The following is an 18,309-nucleotide window of genomic DNA, read 5'->3' as shown; positions in this document are numbered from 1 at the left end:
GCTCAAGCTCGGGATTCGCCCAAAGAAAAGGCCCTCCCGGTGAGGGGAGGGCCGATCTCGTCGTTCAATTCGGCTTTCCAGGTCTTAGTAGACCTCGAACAGACCCGCGGCGCCCATGCCGCCGCCGATGCACATCGACACAACGGCCCACTTGGCGTTGCGGCGCTTGCCTTCCTGCAGCACGTGGCCGGCCAGACGGGCGCCGGTCATTCCGTAGGGGTGGCCGATGGCGATGGAGCCGCCGTTGACGTTGTACTTCTCGGGATCGATGCCGAGCTTGTCGCGGGAATAGAGGCACTGGGAGGCGAAGGCCTCGTTCAGCTCCCACAGGTCGATGTCGTCGATCTTCAGGCCGTGGCGTTCCAGCAGGCGCGGGATCGCGAAGACCGGGCCGATGCCCATCTCGTCGGGCTCGCAGCCGGCGACGGCCCAGCCCTTGAAGGCGCCCATGGGCGACAGGCCGGCCTTTTCGGCGGCCTTGGAGTCCATGATCACCACGGCGGCGGCGCCGTCGGAGAGCTGGCTGGCGTTGCCGGCGGTGATGAACTTGTTGTCGCCTTCACGGACAGGCTTCAGCTTGGCCAGGCCTTCCAGGGTGGTGTCGGGACGGTTGCACTCGTCCTTGTCCACCAGGGCGTCGACGATGGACTCTTCCTTCGTCTCCTTGTTGACCACCTTCATCTTGGTCTTCAGGGGGACGATCTCGTCCTTGAACTTGTTGGCCTGCTGGGCGGCGGCCATGCGGCGCTGGGATTCCAGGCTGTACTCGTCCTGGGCTTCACGGCTGACCTTGTAGCGCTCGGCGACGATGTCGGCGGTGTCGATCATCGGCATGAAGACGCCGGGATACTGCTGGAACAGGGCCGGGTCGTTGTTCTCACGCGAGCCGCCGCCGCCGGGGAAGGACAGGCTCTCGACGCCGCCGGCGACGACCGCGTCGGCCCCGTCGTTGCGCACGTAGTTGGCCGCCGTGGCGATGGTGTTCAGGCCCGAGGAGCAGAAGCGGTTGATGGTCATGCCGGAGGTGGTGATGGGCATGCCGGCCAGCAGGGCGACCTGGCGGCCGAGGTTGCCGGCGCCGTGCGCCACGTTCCCGATGACGCAGTCTTCGATGGCCGAGGGATCAAGGCCCGACTTGGCCACGGCGTGCTTCACGGCGTGGGCGCCCATGGTCATGGTGGGGGTCATGTTGAAGCCCCCGCGACCGGACTTGGCCAGGCCCGTACGGGCATACGAAACGATTACGGCTTCACGCGTCATGAAAATAGATCCTCCCGGAAAATGGACCGCATCGACCTGAATGTTGGGGCCGTGCGGGGCTATATCGGCGGCAACCTTTGCATCCCGTGGCGTAAATGGCTAGGGACGGGCGGCGCCGAAAGGCGATTTTCGACTTAGAGGTATGGCCGATGGCGCTGGGAAGATTGACCCGCATTTCGCACCCGGTCCGCACGATGATTGTCGTGTTGGCGGCGACTCTGATGCTGGCCTCCTGCGGGAACCGCACAGGGGCGGAACATCCGCCCGAGCCGGGCGACGCGGCGGTGGCCAAGGTCGACGGCCACACCGTCTGGGCCTCCGACGTCAAGCGCGAGGCCGTCGCCCAGGGGCTGATCGGCGAGGGCGAGCCCCTGGATGTGTCCTCCGACCTGTTCCGGCGGGTGATGGATGAGGTGGTGGATCAGAAGCTGCTGGCCAGCGAGGCCCTGAAGCGCAAGCTCGACAAGGACCCCGCCGCCCAGCGCCGCCTGGCCGCCGCCCGCGAGCGGATCCTCGGCGACATGCTGGTGGAGAGCACCGTCTCCGACGCGGTCAACGAGAACGCGATCCGCGGCCTCTACCAGGAGCAGCTCAAGCTCGCCAAGCAGTCGGAGGAGATCAAGGCCCGCCAGATCGTGCTGGCCAGCCTGGCCGAGGCCGACGCGGTCAAGAAGCTGCTGGCCACCGGCGCCTCCTTCGAGGCCCTGGCCATGGAGCGCTCCACCGACGCGGCCACCCGCTTCAACGGCGGCGACCTGGGCTACTTCACCACCGACGTCATGCCTGAGGCCTATGACGCCAACCTCAAGGCCGCCAAGGCCGGCCAGATCGTCGGCCCCTTCGAGGTCGACGGCGGCTGGGCCCTGGTCAAGGTCGAGGACCGGCGCCTGGAGCAGCCCATCACCCTGGAGGCCGCCCGGCCGCAGATCGTGCGCTTCCTGACCTATGACCAGGTCCGAGACCTGCTGGAGAAGCTGCGCGCCCGCTCCAAGATCCAGACCCTGATCCGCGCGCCCCAGGACGTGCCCGGCGCGCCCAAGGAGCCCGCCAGCGCCCCGCCGGCCGCCCCCGGCGCCGCCCCGGTTCCGACCGCCCCGCCCGTGGCCGGCGCGCCGGCGGCCAAGGCGCCCGCGCCCGCCGCCAAGGCCCCCGTCCAACCCGCAGCCAAGGCGGCCAAGCCATGACCCGTCCGCCCGCCAAGACTCCCAAGGCCGCCCCGCCCACGGCCAAGAAGGCCCCGGCCAAGACGCCGCCCAAGGCCGCCGGCAAGACCCCGGCCGCCATCGCCATGGAGGTCGCCTCCAAGCCGGTGGAGGTGATGGGGCAGACGATCGAGCGCGCCTTGGACCCCCTGGCCACCGCCCTGAAGCGCGCGACCCAGAAGCGGCCCGACAAGCAGGTCGAGCCCGCCGCTCCGGCCGCCCCGGCGCTGGCCAAGGGCGCTCTGCCGGTTTCGCCCCTGGCCGTGCCGTTCCCGAAGATCCCGCCCATCGCCGGCGTCCAGATCGCCACCGCCCGGGCCGGCTACTACAAGCATGACCGCGAGGACCTGATGGTCATGCGGTTCGCCCGCGGCACCTCGGCCGCCGGCGTCTTCACCCGCCACGGCATCGGCTCGGCGCCGGTGGACTGGTGCAAGAAGCATCTGGAGATGTCCAAGGGCGCCGACGCGCGCGCCCTGGTGGTCAACGCCGGCTGCGCCAACTCCTTCACCGGCAAGCCCGGCGCCGACGCGGTGCGCCGGGTGGCCTCGGCCGTGGCCAAGCGCTTCGACTGCCGCCAGCGCGACGTGATGGTGGCCTCCACCGGGGTCATCGGCGTGCTGCTGGACGACGCCAAGATCACCCAGCGCCTGCCCGACATCGAGACCCGCCTCACCGACGACGGCTGGGCCGGCGCGGCGCGGGCCATCATGACCACCGACACCTTCCCCAAGGGGGCCTATGCGGAGGCGATGATCGACGGCGAAAAGGTCAAGATCGCCGGCATCTGCAAGGGCTCGGGGATGATCGCGCCGGACATGGCCACCATGCTGGCCTTCGTGGCCACCGACGCCGCCATCTCGCCCGCGGCCCTGCAGACCCTCGCCAGCCTCTATACGCGGACCACCTTCAACTGCGTGACCGTGGACGGCGACCGCTCCACCAACGACACCCTGCTGCTGTTCGCCACCGGCCAGTCCAACGCGCCCAATATCAGCCGCGCCGGCGACAAGCGTCTGGCCGACTTCCGCGAGAAGCTGGAGGGCGTGTTGCTGGACCTGGCCCTGCAACTGGTCCGCGACGGCGAGGGCGCCAGCAAGTTCGTCAAGATCAACGTCACCGGCGCTGAGAGCCCGGCCTCGGCCCGCAAGATCGCCCGCACCATCGCCGAGAGCCCGCTGGTGAAGACCGCCTTCGCCGGTGAGGACGCCAACTGGGGCCGCATCGCCATGGCCGTCGGCCGGGCCGACGAGCCCATCGACCGCGACCGGGTGAAGATCCAGTTCGGCCCGCTGGTGGCGGCCCAGGACGGCCTCATCTCGCCCACCTATGACGAGGCCAAGATGAGCGCCTACATGAAGAACCCGGAGCTGGAGGTCAGCGTCGATGTCGGGGTCGGCCGCGGCGCCGCCAGCGTGTGGACCTGCGACCTCACCAAGCAGTACGTCGCCATCAACGGCGACTACCGCAGCTAGGCGGCGCGTTCGCCCGCCGCTTCGTCGCCGCGCCAGGCCGTCAGGAACGGGCCCAGCTCCGCCAGGGGGATGGGGCGCGAGACCAGGTAGCCCTGGATGGCGTCGCAGCCGAGCAGGGTGAGCGTCGCCAGGACCTCGGGGGTCTCGACGCCCTCGGCCACCACCGCCATGCCCAGGCTGTGGGCCAGGTCGATGGTCGACTTGACGATCAGACGGTCGCGCTGGCTCTCGGTGACCGAGACCACCAGGGACTTGTCGATCTTCAGCTCGTCGGCATCGAGCAGCTTCAGATAGGACAGGGACGAGAGCCCGACGCCGTAGTCGTCGATGGAGACCTTAAGGCCCGCGGCGCGAAAATCGGCGATCGCCGCGGTGGCCGCCGCTGGGTTCTCGATCACCGCGGTCTCGGTGATCTCCAGGCAGAGGCCATGGTCCTTGCCGGAAACCAGGGTGGAGACGTGGTCGCAGAAATTCCGGTCGGCCAGCAGGCGCGCCGAGATGTTCACCGAGACCAGCAGGTCATGGCCGGCGGCCTTCAGCACGGCGCGGTCGGCCAGGGCGCGGTCCAGGGTCCATTCGGTGAGCTCCCGGATGCTGCCGGTCTCCTCGGCGACGCCGATGAAGCTGTCGGGCGGGATATTGCCGCGGACCGGATGCTTCCAGCGTATCAGGGCCTCGACGCCGCGGATGACACCGTCAGCAGCGGTGAGCTTGGGCTGATAATGCAGCGCCAGTTCGCCGGCCCACAGGCCGCGGCGCATCTCGGTCATCAAGGCCAGGTTGAGCGACGGATCGGCATAGGCGCCGACGTCGAAGGTCACCAGGCGGCGGTTCGACCGGCGGGCCTCGTCGAGGGCCAGGGTCGCGTTCTCCAGCAGGCCCTCGGCGTCCTGGTCGGTGGAGGTCCGGTGGGAGACGCCGAGCTTCAGGAAGACGTCGACGGCGTGGCCGGCCACCTCGCGCCCTGGGTCCAGGTCTTCCAGGCGGCGAAGGTCGGCCGCCAGCGCCTCGGGGTCGGGGCGGCGCAGGATCACGCCCAGGACCGAGGTGGAAAGGTGAGCCACCTCGCCATCCTGGCAGAGCGTCTGCAGTTCGGCGGCCACGTCGCGGACGATGAGGTTGGAGAGGCTGTAGCCCACCGCGCCGCGCATGGTCGGATAGCGGTCGATGCCCACGGCCACAATGGCCAGGGCGTCGCTGTCGGACCCCCCCAGCCGGGTCTCCAGGTTCCGCAACAGGGCGCGGCGGTTGGGCAGGCCGGTCTCCGGCTCGTGCATGGCCAGGTGCAGCAGACTGGCCTCCCGCGCCCGGACGATCGACTTGGCGCGCCGGTCCAGCTCCGCCCGCGTCGCCCACAACAGGCAGAGCAGCTGGGCCACCAGCAGGGGCGCCACCGAGAGGCTGACCGGGGCCAGGTCCTGGATCAGGACGGGCAGGGCCAGCAGGCCGACGCCCACGGCGGCGTGCCGGCGGGACAGGGATCTCAGATAGGCCGCGCCGGCCTCGACCCGCAGCACCCAGGCCAGCAGGCAGGCGAGGGCGAAGGTGATCCAGGCGGGGGGTGTCATCAGGGCCCGGCCGGCCGCCAGGTTCTCGAAGGCCAGGGCGTGGATATAGACGCCATTGACGGTGCCGGCCTGCGGCGTGGCGAACTCGTCCCCGAGCTCCAGCGCCGTGGCGCCGATCAGGATGGTGCGTCCCCGCACCGCCTTGGGATCGAAGCGGTTGCGGTAGACGTCCTCGAAGCTGAGGTGCGGGATCTCGGCCACCTTCATCCCGTAGTCGATCAGGAAGGTGTCGTTCCGCTGATTGGCGATGTTCGCCAGCGACGCGGCCATGGACTGGCGGTAGCCGTCCGCCTCGCCGAAGCCGTAGGCGTAGCGCCGCACGCGGCCGTCGGTGTCGACCGGCACGTTCACGCTGGCCAGCAGGGCCTCCGACGAGAGACCCCGCAGCGGGGAGGTCTCGACGAGCCGGCCGTCGGCCCGGTCCCCCGGCTGGACGAAGGTGGGCAGGATAACCGTTCCCGGCTGCTGGGCGATGGCCTTGGCCAGGAGCCGGTCGGCCTCGGGCGCGGCGTGGGCGCTGAAGTCGACGTCGAAGGCGACCACCTTGGCGCCGGCGGCCTGCAGGTTGGCGATGGCGGTGGCGAACCGGTCCCGGCCCCAGGGCCAGCGGCCGGCGGCGCGCAGGCTGGGGACGTCGATCTCCACCACCGTGATCTGGTGGCTGGTGGGCCGCTGGACGCCCGTGAAGCGTAGGGTCGCCAAGCCGTCCTCGAGGGGAACGAGGACCCCGGTGGCCATGGCCAGGGCCACGGCCACGGCGACGATTCCCAGCCCTAGGATCGACTGGAATCGCCGCGCCAGGCCGAGCAGTCGGCTCACTTCGCCACTTTGCCCGAGCCGTTCCCGGCGCCGTTCCCGTTCCCGGCGCCGGTGATGACGACGCCGGTGTCGGTGGCGCCTCCGCCGTTCCCGTTCCCGTTCCCGTTCCCGTTGTTCCCATTGCCGTTGCCGGTGGTCACGGCGCCCGTGGCGGCGCCGCTGTTTCCGTTCCCGGTGGTCCCAGCGCCGGTGTCAGTAGCGCCTCCGCCGTTCCCGTTCCCGTTGTTCCCATTGCCGTTGCCGGTGGTCACGGCGCCTGTGGCGGCGCCGCTGTTTCCGTTTCCAGTGGTCCCAGCGCCGGTGTCAGTGGCGCCTCCGCCGTTCCCGTTCCCGTTCCCGTTGTTCCCATTGCCGTTTCCGGTGGTCACGGCGCCGGTGTCGGTGGAGGCCCCGCCGTTTCCATTGCCGTTGTTCCCGTTCCCGGCGTTTCCGCTGTTCCCAGGGGTGGTGTCGGTCGAGGTCGCGCCGTTCCCGTTTCCATTGTTCCCGGACCCGGCGTTGCCATTGCCGTTGTTTCCGTTCCCGGCGGCGCCGCTGTTGCCGGGGGCGGCGTCGGTCGAGGTCGCGCCGTTCCCGTTTCCATTGTTCCCGGACCCGGCGTTTCCATTGCCGCTATTTCCGCTCCCGGCGTTTCCGCTGTTCCCGGGGGCGGTGTCGGGCGAGGTCTGGCCGCCGCCGCCGTTCCCGGCGGAAAATTCCGGCTGGCGTTCGTTGCGCGCCACCTGGCTGGCCATGGCCGAGGCGGCGCCCGCCTCGCCGCCGCCGCCTGGCGCGCCGGTCGCGGCGGCGATGGACCGCGCCTCGCTGGCGATGGCCGCGGGTCCGCCGGAGTCCACCAGGCCCCCGGAGACGCTCTTGTAGTCCAGGGGTTCGATCTTCACGGCCGCCGAGTCGTTGGCCGTCGGCGTCACCGCCGCCCCGACCTGAACCGCCTGCGGCGCGTTGCGCCAGATCGTGCCGCTGGCGCCGGCCGGCACGTCGCTGCCGGTGTCGGTGGCGTTGGCGCGCACCTCCACCAGGCCCTCGGCCACGTTCACCGCATCGGCCTGCGGTCCCACCACGACGGTGAAGGTGGTGCCCTTGACGATGGCGGCGAGCAGGGGCGTGTCGACCCGGAAGTGGGGCGCCTTCTGCTTGTCCACCTTGAACATGATCGCGCCGAGATCCTGAGCGATGCGGGTGAAGCCGCCGGCGTCCGGGGCCACGGTCATGCGGCTGTTGGGCCCCACCACGATGTGCTGCGCCCCATTGTCGAGGCTCGCGCGCGCGCCGAGGGTGGTGGTGACGCTGGAGCCGGTCGGCAGGAGCTGGTTGAGCCGAGCCGGCGCGGCCTCGGCGCCGGGGACGGCGATCCTCACCGTGCCGGTGACCTCGGTCAGCCGCCATTCCGCCGCCTGGGCCGAACCGGCGGCGAGGGTCAGGGCGAGGGCCGAACAGGCCATCAGGCCGGTCCGCGCGCGGGAAGGTTGAAACATGGTCTGGCGCCTCCACGAGGCCGAAAAATTGGCGTTGCGGACAGAAATACCGCGCTCGTGGCTAAGCCTTTGCTAAGCTGAGAGAAATTTTTGATTCATTAGGGTGTCGTTCACCATATTCCGGCACCACGGTCCCTTGTGGTTCGCAGGTGGGCAAGGCGTGTCGGGGACTTCAGCAGCAGCGGGGCGGATCGCGGACTGGCCGATCCGCCTGGCCATGCTGATCGCCGCGGTCATGTTCGTCGCGGTTCCGGTCTTCGCCTGGCCCGGGTCTGACGCTCCCATCGGCGCAGCCTGCGGCCAGCCCGACAGCGGCTGCTTCCAGCTCAACGCCGTCGGCCTCGAGGGCGTCACGGTCTACAAGCCCGGCGAGCTCGCCCCCCTCTACCAAGCCTATCTGACCCGCGAGGTCAGCACCTCCGACCTGGTGGCCATCGCCACGGCGATCACCGACAAGTACCGGGCCGACGGCTATTTCCTCTCCCGCGCCGTGGTGCCGCCTCAGACCCCGGGGACCGGCGTCGCGCGCATTCGGATCTATGAGGGCTATATCAGCGCCGTGGAGCTCACCGGGATCGGCGCCCCGGCGGTCAGCCCCTATCTGAAGGGCCTGGCCGAGCAGCGCCCCCTGCGGCTGGCCGACCTGGAGCGCCGGCTCAGCCTGGCCGGGGACGAGCCGGGCGTGCGGGTCAGGACCGAGCTGGAGCCGGTCCTCGACGATCCGGCCCGTCATCGGCTGATCGCGGTGGCCGAGCTGAAGCCCCTGGTGGTCACCACCTATGTGGACAATCGCGGCCCCAAGACCAGCGGGCCCTGGCAGGGCTACGCCCGCGGCGCCCGCAACTCGGTCATCCGTCCCGGCGACCAGCTGACCCTGGCGGTGCTCACCGTGCCCAACGATCCGCGCGCCTTCACCTATGGCGAGGTCAGCTATTCGGCGCCCCTGCAGGGCGGCGCCCGACTGCGGGGGTCGATCGGCGTCGCCCGGGCCCGCGACGGCGCCAATCCCGCCTCGAAGGACGTGGGCAGCGAGAGCCTGGCCGCCAGCGTCAGCTATGTGAGGCCCCTGCAGCGCAGCCGCAAGCTCAACACCTGGGCCCAGGCCACCGCCCAGGCCCGCCACATCGAGCAGGACTGGACCGACACCGGCGGCTATGCGGACAACGTGGTTGTGCTGCGCGGGGCGCTGAACGCCGACGTCACGGAGCCGGGGCGGGCCAGCAACCTGTTCGCCCAGGTCTCGGCTGGCCAGCGCGGCAAGCCCGGCCTGCAGCCGGGACGCGGGCTCTCTCGGGCCGACGCCTCGAAGACCTTCGTGAAGGTGACCGCCCACGCCTCGCACTATCGCGACCTCGGCCCCTGGGCGGGGATCTATCTCTCGGCCGACGGCCAATGGTCCCCCCACCGCCTGCTCGCCTCCGAGGAGTTCGTGGTGGGCGGCGCCCCCTATGGCCGGGGCTACAACTACGCCGAGATCGGCGGCGACAGCGGCCTGGCGGGTTCGGCTGAGCTGCGGGCCGGCTTCAGCCCCAAGTCCGGGCCGTTCAGCTTCCTGCAGGGCTATGGCTTCCTCGACGCCGGCAAGGTCTGGAACCTCAAGCCCACCGGGGGCGCCGCCGACCTGGCCTCCACGGGACTCGGCGTCCGCGCCCGCTTCGGCGACCGCGCCACCCTTGGGGTCGAGGCCGCCCGGCCCCTGACCCGCACCCCCTACGACCGGCGCAAGAAGGGCTGGCGGCCCTTCTTCTCGCTCTCGACGCGGTTCTAGCCACAGCAAGACGCCCCGCGGCTAAGCCACGGGGCGCTCGGTATTTCAGATCAGATCAAGGCCACCCTCTAGTCGATGGGGCTCCAGCGCTTGGCCGGGGCCTCGTCGCGCTTGGGACCCTTGAAGGCCGCCTGGCTGATGGGGGTGGTGGAGGCCCGCTCGCCGCCCGTGCGGGCGCCGTGGGGGTGACGATCGCCGCCGCCGCCATTGCCGCCGGCCGCCTTGGCCGGACGGTTGCGCTGCTTGCGCAGGCCGCCGGGCAGGTCGCTGCGGCCCTGGGGCTTGCGCTGGCCGCGGTCGGTGTTGCGGTCGCCGGCGCGATCGCCGCCGTGGTTCTTGCGGCCGGCCTCGGCGCGCTCGGCGGCCACTTCGGGCATGGCTTGCGTCATGACCATCAGGGCGCGGTCGCCGCGGCGTTCCTCGGTGGGGATGGTCTGGCGGGTCACCTTCTGGATGTCGCGCAGCAGATTGCGTTCGTCGTCGGCGCAGAAGGCCACGGCCGAACCGCCGGCCCCGGCGCGGGCCGTACGGCCGATCCGGTGGACGTAGGATTCCGGCACATTGGGCAGTTCGTACTGCACCACGTGGCTGACGGCGTCGACGTCGATGCCGCGGGCGGCGATGTCGGTGGCCACCAGGGCGCGGACCTCACCGGCCTTGAAGGCGGCGAGCGCGCGTTCCCGCTGGCCCTGGCTCTTGTCGCCATGGATGGCCGCGGCTTCGACGCCGGCGGCTTCCAGGGACTTGGCCACCCGGTCGGCGCCGCGCTTGGTGCGGGTGAAGACGATGACGCGCTTGAAGTTCTTCTCGGCGAACAGTTCGCAGAGCAGGGCGCGCTTGCGGGCGGTCTCGACGAAGATCACCTTCTGGTCGACCCGTTCCACGGTGGTGGCCTGCGGAGTGACCGAGACCTTCAGGGGGTTGGGGTTGAGCAGCTCGCCGGCCAGCTTGCCGATCTCGGTGGGCATGGTGGCGGAGAAGAACAGGTTCTGCCGTTCCTTGGGCAGGTACTTCACGATCCGGCGGATGGGCAGGATGAAGCCCATGTCCAGCATCTGGTCGGCTTCGTCGAGGACGAAGATCTCGACGCCGCCCAGGGTGATGGTCTTCTCGCCCAGGTGGTCGATCAGGCGGCCGGGCGTGGCCACCAGCACGTCGACGCCGCCGGCCAGGGCGCGCATCTGGCCGCCGTACTTCACGCCGCCGAAGACGACGGCGACGGAGACGCCCAGGTGCTTGCCATAGGTCTTGAAGCTCTCGCCGATCTGGGTGGCGAGTTCGCGGGTGGGGGAGAGCACCAGGACGCGGCAACCGCGGCGGGGCGCGGGCTTACGGTCGGCGGCCAGGCGATGCAGGATCGGCAGGGCGAAGGCGGCGGTCTTGCCGGTGCCCGTCTGGGCGATGCCCAGCAGGTCCTTGCCGGTCATGACGCCCGGAATGGCCTGGGCCTGGATCGGGGTGGGGGTGGTGTAGCCTTCGTCGGCCAGGGCCTTCAGCAGGGGTTGGGCGAGGCCGAAGTCGGTGAACTTGGTCAAAACGAGTGTATCTTTCACATATGCGCCGAATGCGGCCGCTCGCCGGGGGCGAGGGTCGCGAAGACGCGGGTCATTTGTGGAAAGCCCCCGCGTGGCGGGGCGATCTATGCGATCTCTTTCGGCGCTCGACAGGCTGGGACCTTCGAAAATCCCATCACGCGGCTGGAGCGCCATAGCGCCGCGAATTGCTGCAGCGCGGGGCTCATATGGGCTCTGGAGCCCCGGAAGTCAAACGAATACGGCCCAGCTCCTTCGCAGGTGCGGCGCCGGAGTCCAGCTGGGGACTTCTCCACGAGTGTCATCCCGGAAAGCCCGGAGGGCTTGTCCGGGACCCAGACGCGCGGGGATTTCAGGATGGATCGGTGCGTCTGGGTCCCGGTCTTCCGCTTCGCGGAAGACCGGGATGACACCTAGAGGGAGCGCGCCACCACGCCGGGATCGTCCCCCGCTGCGTAGGGTCGGATCTCGTAGTTCAGGCGATGCGCCCCCGAACCGAGCTTGTAGCGATCCAGCGTGTCAGGGCCGCAGCTCGCCGTTCCGAGCCCCCGCTGGCCGACGTCGAGGTTGACCCAGGTCTCGGCCCTCGGCGTCAGGTCTGTCGTGTGGGTTGCGGCGAACAGGTCATGGGGCGTGAAGTGGCTGGCGGAGCCCTCGCAAGGTCCCACGAAGACCAGGCCCGCCTCCGGTCCCTCCACCGCCAGCCAGCGCAGGTCGGTCTTGTTGCCGTGTTCCTGGGGCAGGACGTAAGGCACGTACTGATCGCTCACCGTGCTCTCAAACCGCCCGATCCAGCCGGCGGCCTTGCGGTCGGCATAGGTGTCGCCCGGTCCGCGTCCGAACCAGGCCAGGCGCTCGAAGCCGTCGGGCAGGGCGAGCGTGATCCCCAGACGCGGCAGATCGGGCAGGGCCTCGTCGACCTCGAAGCGGTTGGTCACCGCCAGCCGGCCGTCGGGGGTGATCTTGTAGACGTGCAGATGGACCACGGCCTGGGGGCTGGCGGCGCAGGCCCAGGCCTGGCTCACCGTGACCACGACCCCGCTGGCCGCCTCCGCCACCGAGACCTGCGGCGCGGCCGGGGTCAGGGCGTCCAGCCCCGCCGCCAGCCAGCGGCCGAGCGGCTTGGCGTCCTGGTTGGACCAGCCCTTGATTCCGTCATTGTCGGTGGCCCCGCGCCAGACCTGCAGCCGCGGTCCCTCCAGCAGCAGCGGGTGGTTGCGCCAGAGGTAGCGCTCAAGGGTCCCGGAGCTTTTGGAGAAGGTGAGTTCGAAACCGTCGCCCGAGACCCGCACCGTCTCGTCGGTCTCGCCCAGGACAAGGGTTCCGGTGAGGCGTTCGGCGGGCGCAGCTTCGGCGACCGGCAGATCGGCCGGCGCCTGGACCCAGGCCACTTCGTGCCCCGCCGGCGCCCAGGCCGTGGCCTCGGCCAGGGTGAAGGCCACCCGCAGGAAGGCCTCCCGACCGGGCCGGATCTCGGGTCTCAGCAGGTCGAGGTTCAGGATCTCCGTCATCCCCGGCGCGGTGGTCAGCCGGGGCAAGCGCCCCTGCGCCACGGGCCGTCCGTCCACATCCAGGCTCCAAGCGCCGGCCAGGTCCGCGAGCGTCGTGAAGTCGCGCTTATTGGTGACCGCCAGCCGCTCGCCGTCCCAGGCGACGCGCACCGGCTGGGCCAGGGTCTTGAACTCCCAGAGACCCGGATGCGGGACCCGGTCGGCGCCGACGATGCCGTCGCAGCAGAAGTTGAGGTCGTTGGGCGTGTCGCCGAAGTCGCCGCCATAGGCCATGTAGGTCCGGTCGTCGGCGGTCTGGCGAGCGATGCCGTGGTCGGCCCATTCCCAGATGAAGCCGCCCTGCAGACCGCGATGGGTCTCGAAGGCCGCCCAATAGTCCGAGAGGCTGCCGTTGGAATTGCCCATGGCGTGGGAATATTCGCACAGGATCATCGGCCGCCGGTCGGCCGGATCATCGGCCTTGGCCCAGGCCACGATGTTCTCGATGGGCGGATACATCGGGCAGACGATGTCGCTGGCCAGCGCCCCAGGCGCGCCGCCCGCCCTCACCCCGCCCACGGCGGTGATGTGCTGCAGGGCCGCGCTGGGGTCCCAGCCCCAGATGGCGCCCTCATAGTGCAGGGGGCGGGAGGGATCGTACTGGCGGATCCAGCCGGCCATGGCGTCGTGGTTGGGGCCGTAGCCGCTCTCGTTGCCGAGCGACCAGAGGATGACGCTGGGGTGGTTCTTGTCCCGCTCCACCATGCGCAGGCCGCGCTCCAGGAACTGGCTGGCGTAGCGGGGATCGCGGCAGAGGCCGTGCAGGAAGTCGTGGCTCTCGATGTCGGCCTCGTCCACCAGGTAGAGGCCGTACTCGTCGCAGAGGTCGTACCAGGCCTCGTGGTTCGGATAATGGCTGGTGCGCACCGCGTTGACGTTGAAGGCCTTCATCAGCAGGACGTCGGCCAGCATGTCCTCCCGCGTGATGGCCTTGCCCCGGATGGGATGATGCTCGTGGCGGTTCATGCCGGCGATCATCACCGGCTTGCCGTTGATCAGCAGCTCGCGGTCGCCGATCTCGACCCGCCGGAAGCCGACGCGGACGCTGGTGGCCTCCACCGCCGGACCCTCGCCCCGGTGCAGGCTGACCACCAGGGTGTAGAGGTTGGGCGCCTCGCTGGACCACGCGCGCGGCGCGGGCACGGTGGTCTCCAGCACCGCCTGGCCCAGGGGCGGGCGATAGGGATTGTGCCCTTTCACCGCCGACCAGACCTTCTTGCGCAGGGGCGTTTCCAGCACGGCGGCGTCGCCGTCATAGAGCTGGGCCTGCACCACCCAGCCGTCGTCGGGCTCGCCTGTGAAGCCGAGCTTGGCGGTGATCCGCAGGGTCCCGGTGGCGTAGTCGTCCTCCAACCCCGCCAGGGCGAAGACGTCGGCCAGGTGGGTGGGGGCGGTGGAATAGAGGGTCACGTCGCGATGGATGCCCCCCATCCACCACTGGTCCTGGTCCTCGATGAAGGAGGCGTCCGACCACTTCACCACCACGCAGGCCAGCAGGTTCTCCCCGCCCGGCCGCACGAAGGCGGTGACGTCGAAGTCCTGGGGCAGGCGGCTGTCCTTGCCCATCCCCACCGCCTGACCGTTCACCCAGATATAGAGCACGCTCTCGGCCGCCCCGATCTGCAGCACGATGCGCCGGCCGTCCCAGTCAGGGGGGACCTCGAAGCGGGTGCGGTAGAGGCCCGTGGGGTTCTCGCCCGGCACATTTGGGGCGGCCAGGGGGAAGGGCATCTGGACATTGGTGTAGTGGGGCCTGTCGTAGCCGTGCATCGTCCAGTTGGACGGCACGGTCAGCAGGTCCCAGCCGGCGTCGTCGAAGTCGGCGCGCGCGAAGTCGGCCGGAACCGCCTCCGGCCGCTCGGCCAGGGCGAATTTCCAGTCGCCGTTCAGGGAGCGGACGAAGGGTGAGGGTGCCCGCACCCGGGCGCTGTCGGCGTCCCCATAGGGGGTGAAGGTCGCCCGCGCGGGCAGCCGGCCCAGGGACACGGTTTCCGGATGCGTCCAGGTCCGGACCGCGCCTTGGACAAGCATTTCCATCAGAGTCTCTGGCTAGAGGTCGAGGCGGTAGATCTGGGTCGCCGTGCCGGAGAACAGCGCGGTCTTCTCGCTCTCCGAGGCGCCCTTGGCCAGCACCTTGAAGGCGTTCCACAGCACGTCGTACTCGCAGCTGCCGATGTCGACGGGGAAGTTGCTCTCGAACATGCAGCGGCGGGGTCCGAAGGCCTCGATGCAGGTCTCGATATAGGGCCTCCACTCCGCCGCCAGGGTCTCCGACGAAGCCGGCGGGAAGGCCATGAAGGAGTCGAACCCCGGGAACACCATGGCCAGGCCCCCCAGCTTCACGGCCACATTGGGCAGGGCCGCCAGCTTCAGGATGTTTTCCTTCCAGATCGGGAACCGCTCCTCCCGCTTGCCGGCGTAGCTGGCGATGCCGAGCGGGGTGCCGACGTGGTCGAGGATGATCTGGGTCTCGGGGAAGGCCTTGGCGAGATCGATGAGGTCGGGGAGCTGCGGCTCCAGCATCCAGGCGTCGAAGGAGAGGCCGAGCGGCGCCAGCTGGGCGAAACCCTCGCGGAACTTCGGCGACATGTAGAGCCCGCCCTCGATGCGGTGCAGGGGGCCCAGCACGTCCTTGTCGGGATTGGCCGAGGCGCTCTGGCGGATGCCGCGGAAGCGCCCGCCGCCGGCGGCGATGTGGGCCTCCAGGGTCTCGCGCACCCCTGCGCCCAGGTTGCAGTCGGCGTGGCCGACGATGCCGGCGCAGGCCAGGACGTCGCCATAGAGACCGCTTGCCGACATGGCGGCGATCCCGTTGACGAACTCGGTCTCCCCCACGGGCTTGAGGGCCGCGGGGCCCCGGCCACGGTACATGGACCCGCACTCCATATAGACGGTGGCCTTGACGTTGTGGCCGCGCTTCATGTCGGCCAGCAGTTCGTCCAGCAGGTAGCGCGGGACCTTGCGGATGATGTGCTCGAAGCCGTGCTTGGGCGGTGGCAGGGCGGCGATCAGGGCGGCCGGGCGGTCCCAAAGGTGGTGGTGCGGATCGACGATGGGCAGGTCGGGCTCGAGGATGGCTTCGCTCACGAATGGACCTCCTGCAGGATGGCGTCGGCCATCAGGGTCTGGGTGGTGGCCTGGAGGGCCGGGGCGGTCTCGGACAGCAGCTGGACCATGCCGACGAAGATCAGGTCATGGGTGGGATCGACCCAGAACCAGGTCCCGGCCGCGCCGTCCCAGTGATAGGTCCCCAGGCCCGCCGGCACCCCGGCCGCCGCGGGATCGGTGAACACCACCCCGTTGTAGCCGAAGCCGAACCCCGGCCGGATCTGCTGCAGGCCTATGCCGAAGCCGCCGGCCATGATCTCGTCCGAAATCTGGTTGGTCATCATCTGCTTCACCCCGGCCGCGCTGACGATCCGCCGGCCGGCGAACTCGCCACCGTTCAGCAGCATCTGGGCGAAGCGGGCATAGTCGCCCACCGTGGAGACCAGGCCTCCACCCCCCGAGGCCAGGGCCGGTGGGCTCTCATGGTCGGGCAGCAGGGGGTTGCCCGCCAGGGGGACGAGCCCTCGGCTGGCGCTGTTGCGGTAGAGGGTCGCCAGCCTGTGCTTCTTCTCGGGCGGGGTGTGGAAGCCGGTGTCGACCATCCCGAGCGGCCCGAAGATCTCGGCCTGCATGAAGTCGGCCAGGCTCTGGCCCGAGAGCGCCTCGATGATCGCGCCCTGCAGGTCCATGGAGAGGCCGTAGAACCACTTGCTCCCCGGCTGGAAGGCGAGCGGCAGGCCGGCCAGCTTCTCGGCCATCTCCGCCAGGCTCGCGGAGCGCCAGATGTCGGCGGCCTTGTAGAGGTCCTCCAGCCCGCCCAGCGGTTCGTGCCCATAGATCAGCCCGGCCGTGTGGGTCAGCAGCTCCCGCAGGGTGGGCGGATGGTCGGGGTCGAGCCGGATGACCTCGCCCGCGGCGTTCACCCCGCCGAACACCTTCACGCCCTCGAAGGCCGGCAGATGCCGGGCGATGGGGTCGTCGGGGGACCAGAGGCCGCGGTCGTGCAGGATCATCATGGCCACGGCCGTCACCGGCTTGGTCATGGAGAAGATGCGGAACATCGTGTCGGCCGCCATCGGCTCGCCTGAGGCGATGTCCTTCTTGCCGATCGTGCTGAGGTGGGCGCTCCGGCCGTGCCGCGCGGTCAGGGTGACGAAGCCGGCGTTGATCCCCTGGTCCACCAGGCCCTGCAGATAGGCGTCGATGGCCGCCAGGCCGGCGCTGGAGAGGCCCGCCTCGGCGGGGGTGGAGGGCGTCAGATCACGGTTGGGCATCAGGTCGCGGCCCTCGCCGCCAGGACCGCGGCCCGCACCAGGGGCAGGCGGTCATTGCCGAAATACATGTCCGTCCCACCCACGAAGATCGTCGGCGATCCGAAGCCGCCCCGGGCCATCACCTCCTCGGTGTTGAGCCGCAGCTGGTCCTTGATGGCGGCCTCGGCGATGCCGGCCAGGAAGGCGGCGGGCTCGACCTCGACCTCGTGGCAGATCCCCGCCAGCACCTCGTCCTGGGAGATGTCGAGATTGTCGCCCCAATAGGCCTCGAAGACCCGGGTGGCGAAGGGAACCAGCTTGCCCTGGGGCGCCAGCCAGATGCAGCCGCGCATGGCCTTGACGCTGTTCACCGGGAAGACCTTGGGCGGGAAGGTGATCGTGATCCCGGAATACCGGGCCCAGTCCTCCAGGTCCTTCTTCATGTAGCGGGCCTTGGCCGGCACCGGGGTCGCCCGCTGCTCGTAGACCGAGGGGTTCACCGTGTTGAAAATCCCGCCGACCAGGATCGGCCGCCAGCTCACCTCGACCCCAAGCTCGGCGGCCAGGGGCTGCAGGTTGTGGAAGGCCAGATAGGTCCAGGGGCTGGAGCAGTCGAAGAAGCATTCGATCATGTTGCGGCGATCCCGAAGAGGTTCTGCTTGGTCTGCGCGTCCATCTCGTCCGGCCGCGCCATGCGTCCCACGGCCGTGCCGGCCACCACGCCGGGGCGGGCGCGGACCGTGGCGAACCAGCGCTTGATGTTCGGATAGTCGTCCAGGGTGAAGCCCTGGGCCTTGTGGGTGATCAGCCAGGGGAAGCAGGCCATGTCAGCGATGCTGTAGTCGTCTCCGGCCACATAGGCGCCGGTGCGTCCCAGCTGGCCGTCGAGCACGCCATAGAGGCGGGCGGCCTCGCGCTCATAGCGGTCGATGGCGTAGGGGATCTTCTCCGGGGCGTAGAGCTTGAAGTGGCCGTTCTGGCCCAGCATCGGCCCCAGGCCCCCCACCTGCCACATCAGCCACTGCATCACGACGCTGCGGCCGCGCACATCGGCGGGCAGGAAGCGCCCGGTCTTCTCCGCCAGATAGACCAGGATGGCCCCGGTCTCGAAGATCGGGATCGGCGCCCCGCCGTCCGCCGGGGCCTGGTCGACGATGGCCGGGATGCGGTTGTTCGGACTGAGTTTCAGGAAGTCCGGCGCGAACTGCTCGCCGCGTCCCAGGTTCACCGGATGGACTGCGTACGGCAGGCCGCACTCCTCCAGCATGATGCTGATCTTCCAGCCGTTGGGGGTGGCGGCGTAATGGAGGTCGATCACCGGCGTCTCCCGGGCCTCTGGGCGGGCCTTGGCCGACAGAC

General features: G+C 70.0%; 12 protein-coding genes. 3 read left to right on the top strand and 9 right to left on the bottom strand.

From position 1 onward, the window contains the following. Positions 1-84: 84 nt before the first annotated feature. The gene (locus ACO06I_RS11845; protein WP_421932770.1) at positions 85-1,260 is read right to left on the bottom strand and encodes an acetyl-CoA C-acyltransferase; all 1,176 of its coding nucleotides are present in this window, start codon (positions 1,258-1,260) and stop codon (positions 85-87) included. Between the two features lie 194 nt (positions 1,261-1,454). On the opposite strand from ACO06I_RS11845, the gene ACO06I_RS11840 reads away from it, so the two are divergent. Next, a complete protein-coding gene (locus ACO06I_RS11840; protein ID WP_421933624.1) occupies positions 1,455-2,444 on the top strand; it encodes a peptidylprolyl isomerase in 990 nt (329 codons plus the stop codon). Positions 2,445-2,548: 104 nt separating this feature from the next. After that, positions 2,549-3,937 carry a bifunctional glutamate N-acetyltransferase/amino-acid acetyltransferase ArgJ gene (gene argJ, locus ACO06I_RS11835; protein ID WP_421933623.1) on the top strand — a complete coding sequence of 463 codons (1,389 nt, stop codon included), beginning with the start codon at positions 2,549-2,551 and terminating at the stop codon, positions 3,935-3,937. Here the strand turns inward: argJ and ACO06I_RS11830 are convergent. Beyond that, on the bottom strand, positions 3,934-6,324 hold the full coding sequence (locus ACO06I_RS11830) for an EAL domain-containing protein (RefSeq protein ID WP_421932769.1): 2,391 nt from the start codon (positions 6,322-6,324) through the stop codon (positions 3,934-3,936). The two genes, argJ and ACO06I_RS11830, sit on opposite strands and share 4 nt — an antisense overlap. Continuing rightward, entirely contained in the window at positions 6,321-7,799 is a 1,479-nt protein-coding gene (locus tag ACO06I_RS11825; protein ID WP_421932768.1) for a FecR domain-containing protein, read from the bottom strand. Before ACO06I_RS11825 ends, ACO06I_RS11830 begins: the two co-directional genes overlap by 4 nt. Positions 7,800-7,959: 160 nt before the next feature. On the opposite strand from ACO06I_RS11825, the gene ACO06I_RS11820 reads away from it, so the two are divergent. Further along, positions 7,960-9,567 carry a ShlB/FhaC/HecB family hemolysin secretion/activation protein gene (locus tag ACO06I_RS11820; RefSeq protein ID WP_421932767.1) on the top strand — a complete coding sequence of 536 codons (1,608 nt, stop codon included), beginning with the start codon at positions 7,960-7,962 and terminating at the stop codon, positions 9,565-9,567. A 68-nt stretch (positions 9,568-9,635) separates the two neighbouring features. Here ACO06I_RS11820 and ACO06I_RS11815 read toward each other — a convergent pair whose 3' ends face one another. From ACO06I_RS11815 to ACO06I_RS11790, 6 genes are all read right to left on the bottom strand, one after another. Continuing rightward, positions 9,636-11,102: a DEAD/DEAH box helicase gene (locus ACO06I_RS11815; RefSeq protein WP_421932766.1), complete on the bottom strand. Its 1,467-nt coding sequence runs from the start codon at positions 11,100-11,102 to the stop codon at positions 9,636-9,638. Positions 11,103-11,512: 410 nt separating this feature from the next. Then, positions 11,513-14,686, bottom strand: coding sequence for a glycoside hydrolase family 2 TIM barrel-domain containing protein (locus ACO06I_RS11810; protein ID WP_421932765.1), 3,174 nt, complete (start codon positions 14,684-14,686; stop codon positions 11,513-11,515). 12 nt (positions 14,687-14,698) lie between these two features. Beyond that, positions 14,699-15,736, bottom strand: a complete 1,038-nt coding sequence (locus ACO06I_RS11805) for an amidohydrolase family protein (RefSeq protein WP_421932764.1) — start codon at positions 15,734-15,736, stop codon at positions 14,699-14,701. After that, positions 15,733-16,971, bottom strand: coding sequence for a serine hydrolase domain-containing protein (locus ACO06I_RS11800; protein WP_421932763.1), 1,239 nt, complete (start codon positions 16,969-16,971; stop codon positions 15,733-15,735). The genes ACO06I_RS11805 and ACO06I_RS11800 overlap by 4 nt, the downstream gene beginning before the upstream one ends. Then, the gene (locus tag ACO06I_RS11795) at positions 16,971-17,582 is read right to left on the bottom strand and encodes a 2-hydroxychromene-2-carboxylate isomerase (protein WP_421932762.1); all 612 of its coding nucleotides are present in this window, start codon (positions 17,580-17,582) and stop codon (positions 16,971-16,973) included. The genes ACO06I_RS11800 and ACO06I_RS11795 overlap by 1 nt, the downstream gene beginning before the upstream one ends. After that, positions 17,579-18,268 carry a glutathione binding-like protein gene (locus tag ACO06I_RS11790; protein WP_421932761.1) on the bottom strand — a complete coding sequence of 230 codons (690 nt, stop codon included), beginning with the start codon at positions 18,266-18,268 and terminating at the stop codon, positions 17,579-17,581. The genes ACO06I_RS11795 and ACO06I_RS11790 overlap by 4 nt, the downstream gene beginning before the upstream one ends. Positions 18,269-18,309: the final 41 nt, after the last annotated feature.

Origin of the sequence: Phenylobacterium sp. (genome assembly GCF_965229015.1) — a bacterium.
Lineage (GTDB): Bacteria > Pseudomonadota > Alphaproteobacteria > Caulobacterales > Caulobacteraceae > Phenylobacterium.
The sequence above is the reverse complement of the archived record's forward strand: the minus strand, read 5'-3'. Positions and strand labels throughout refer to the sequence as shown.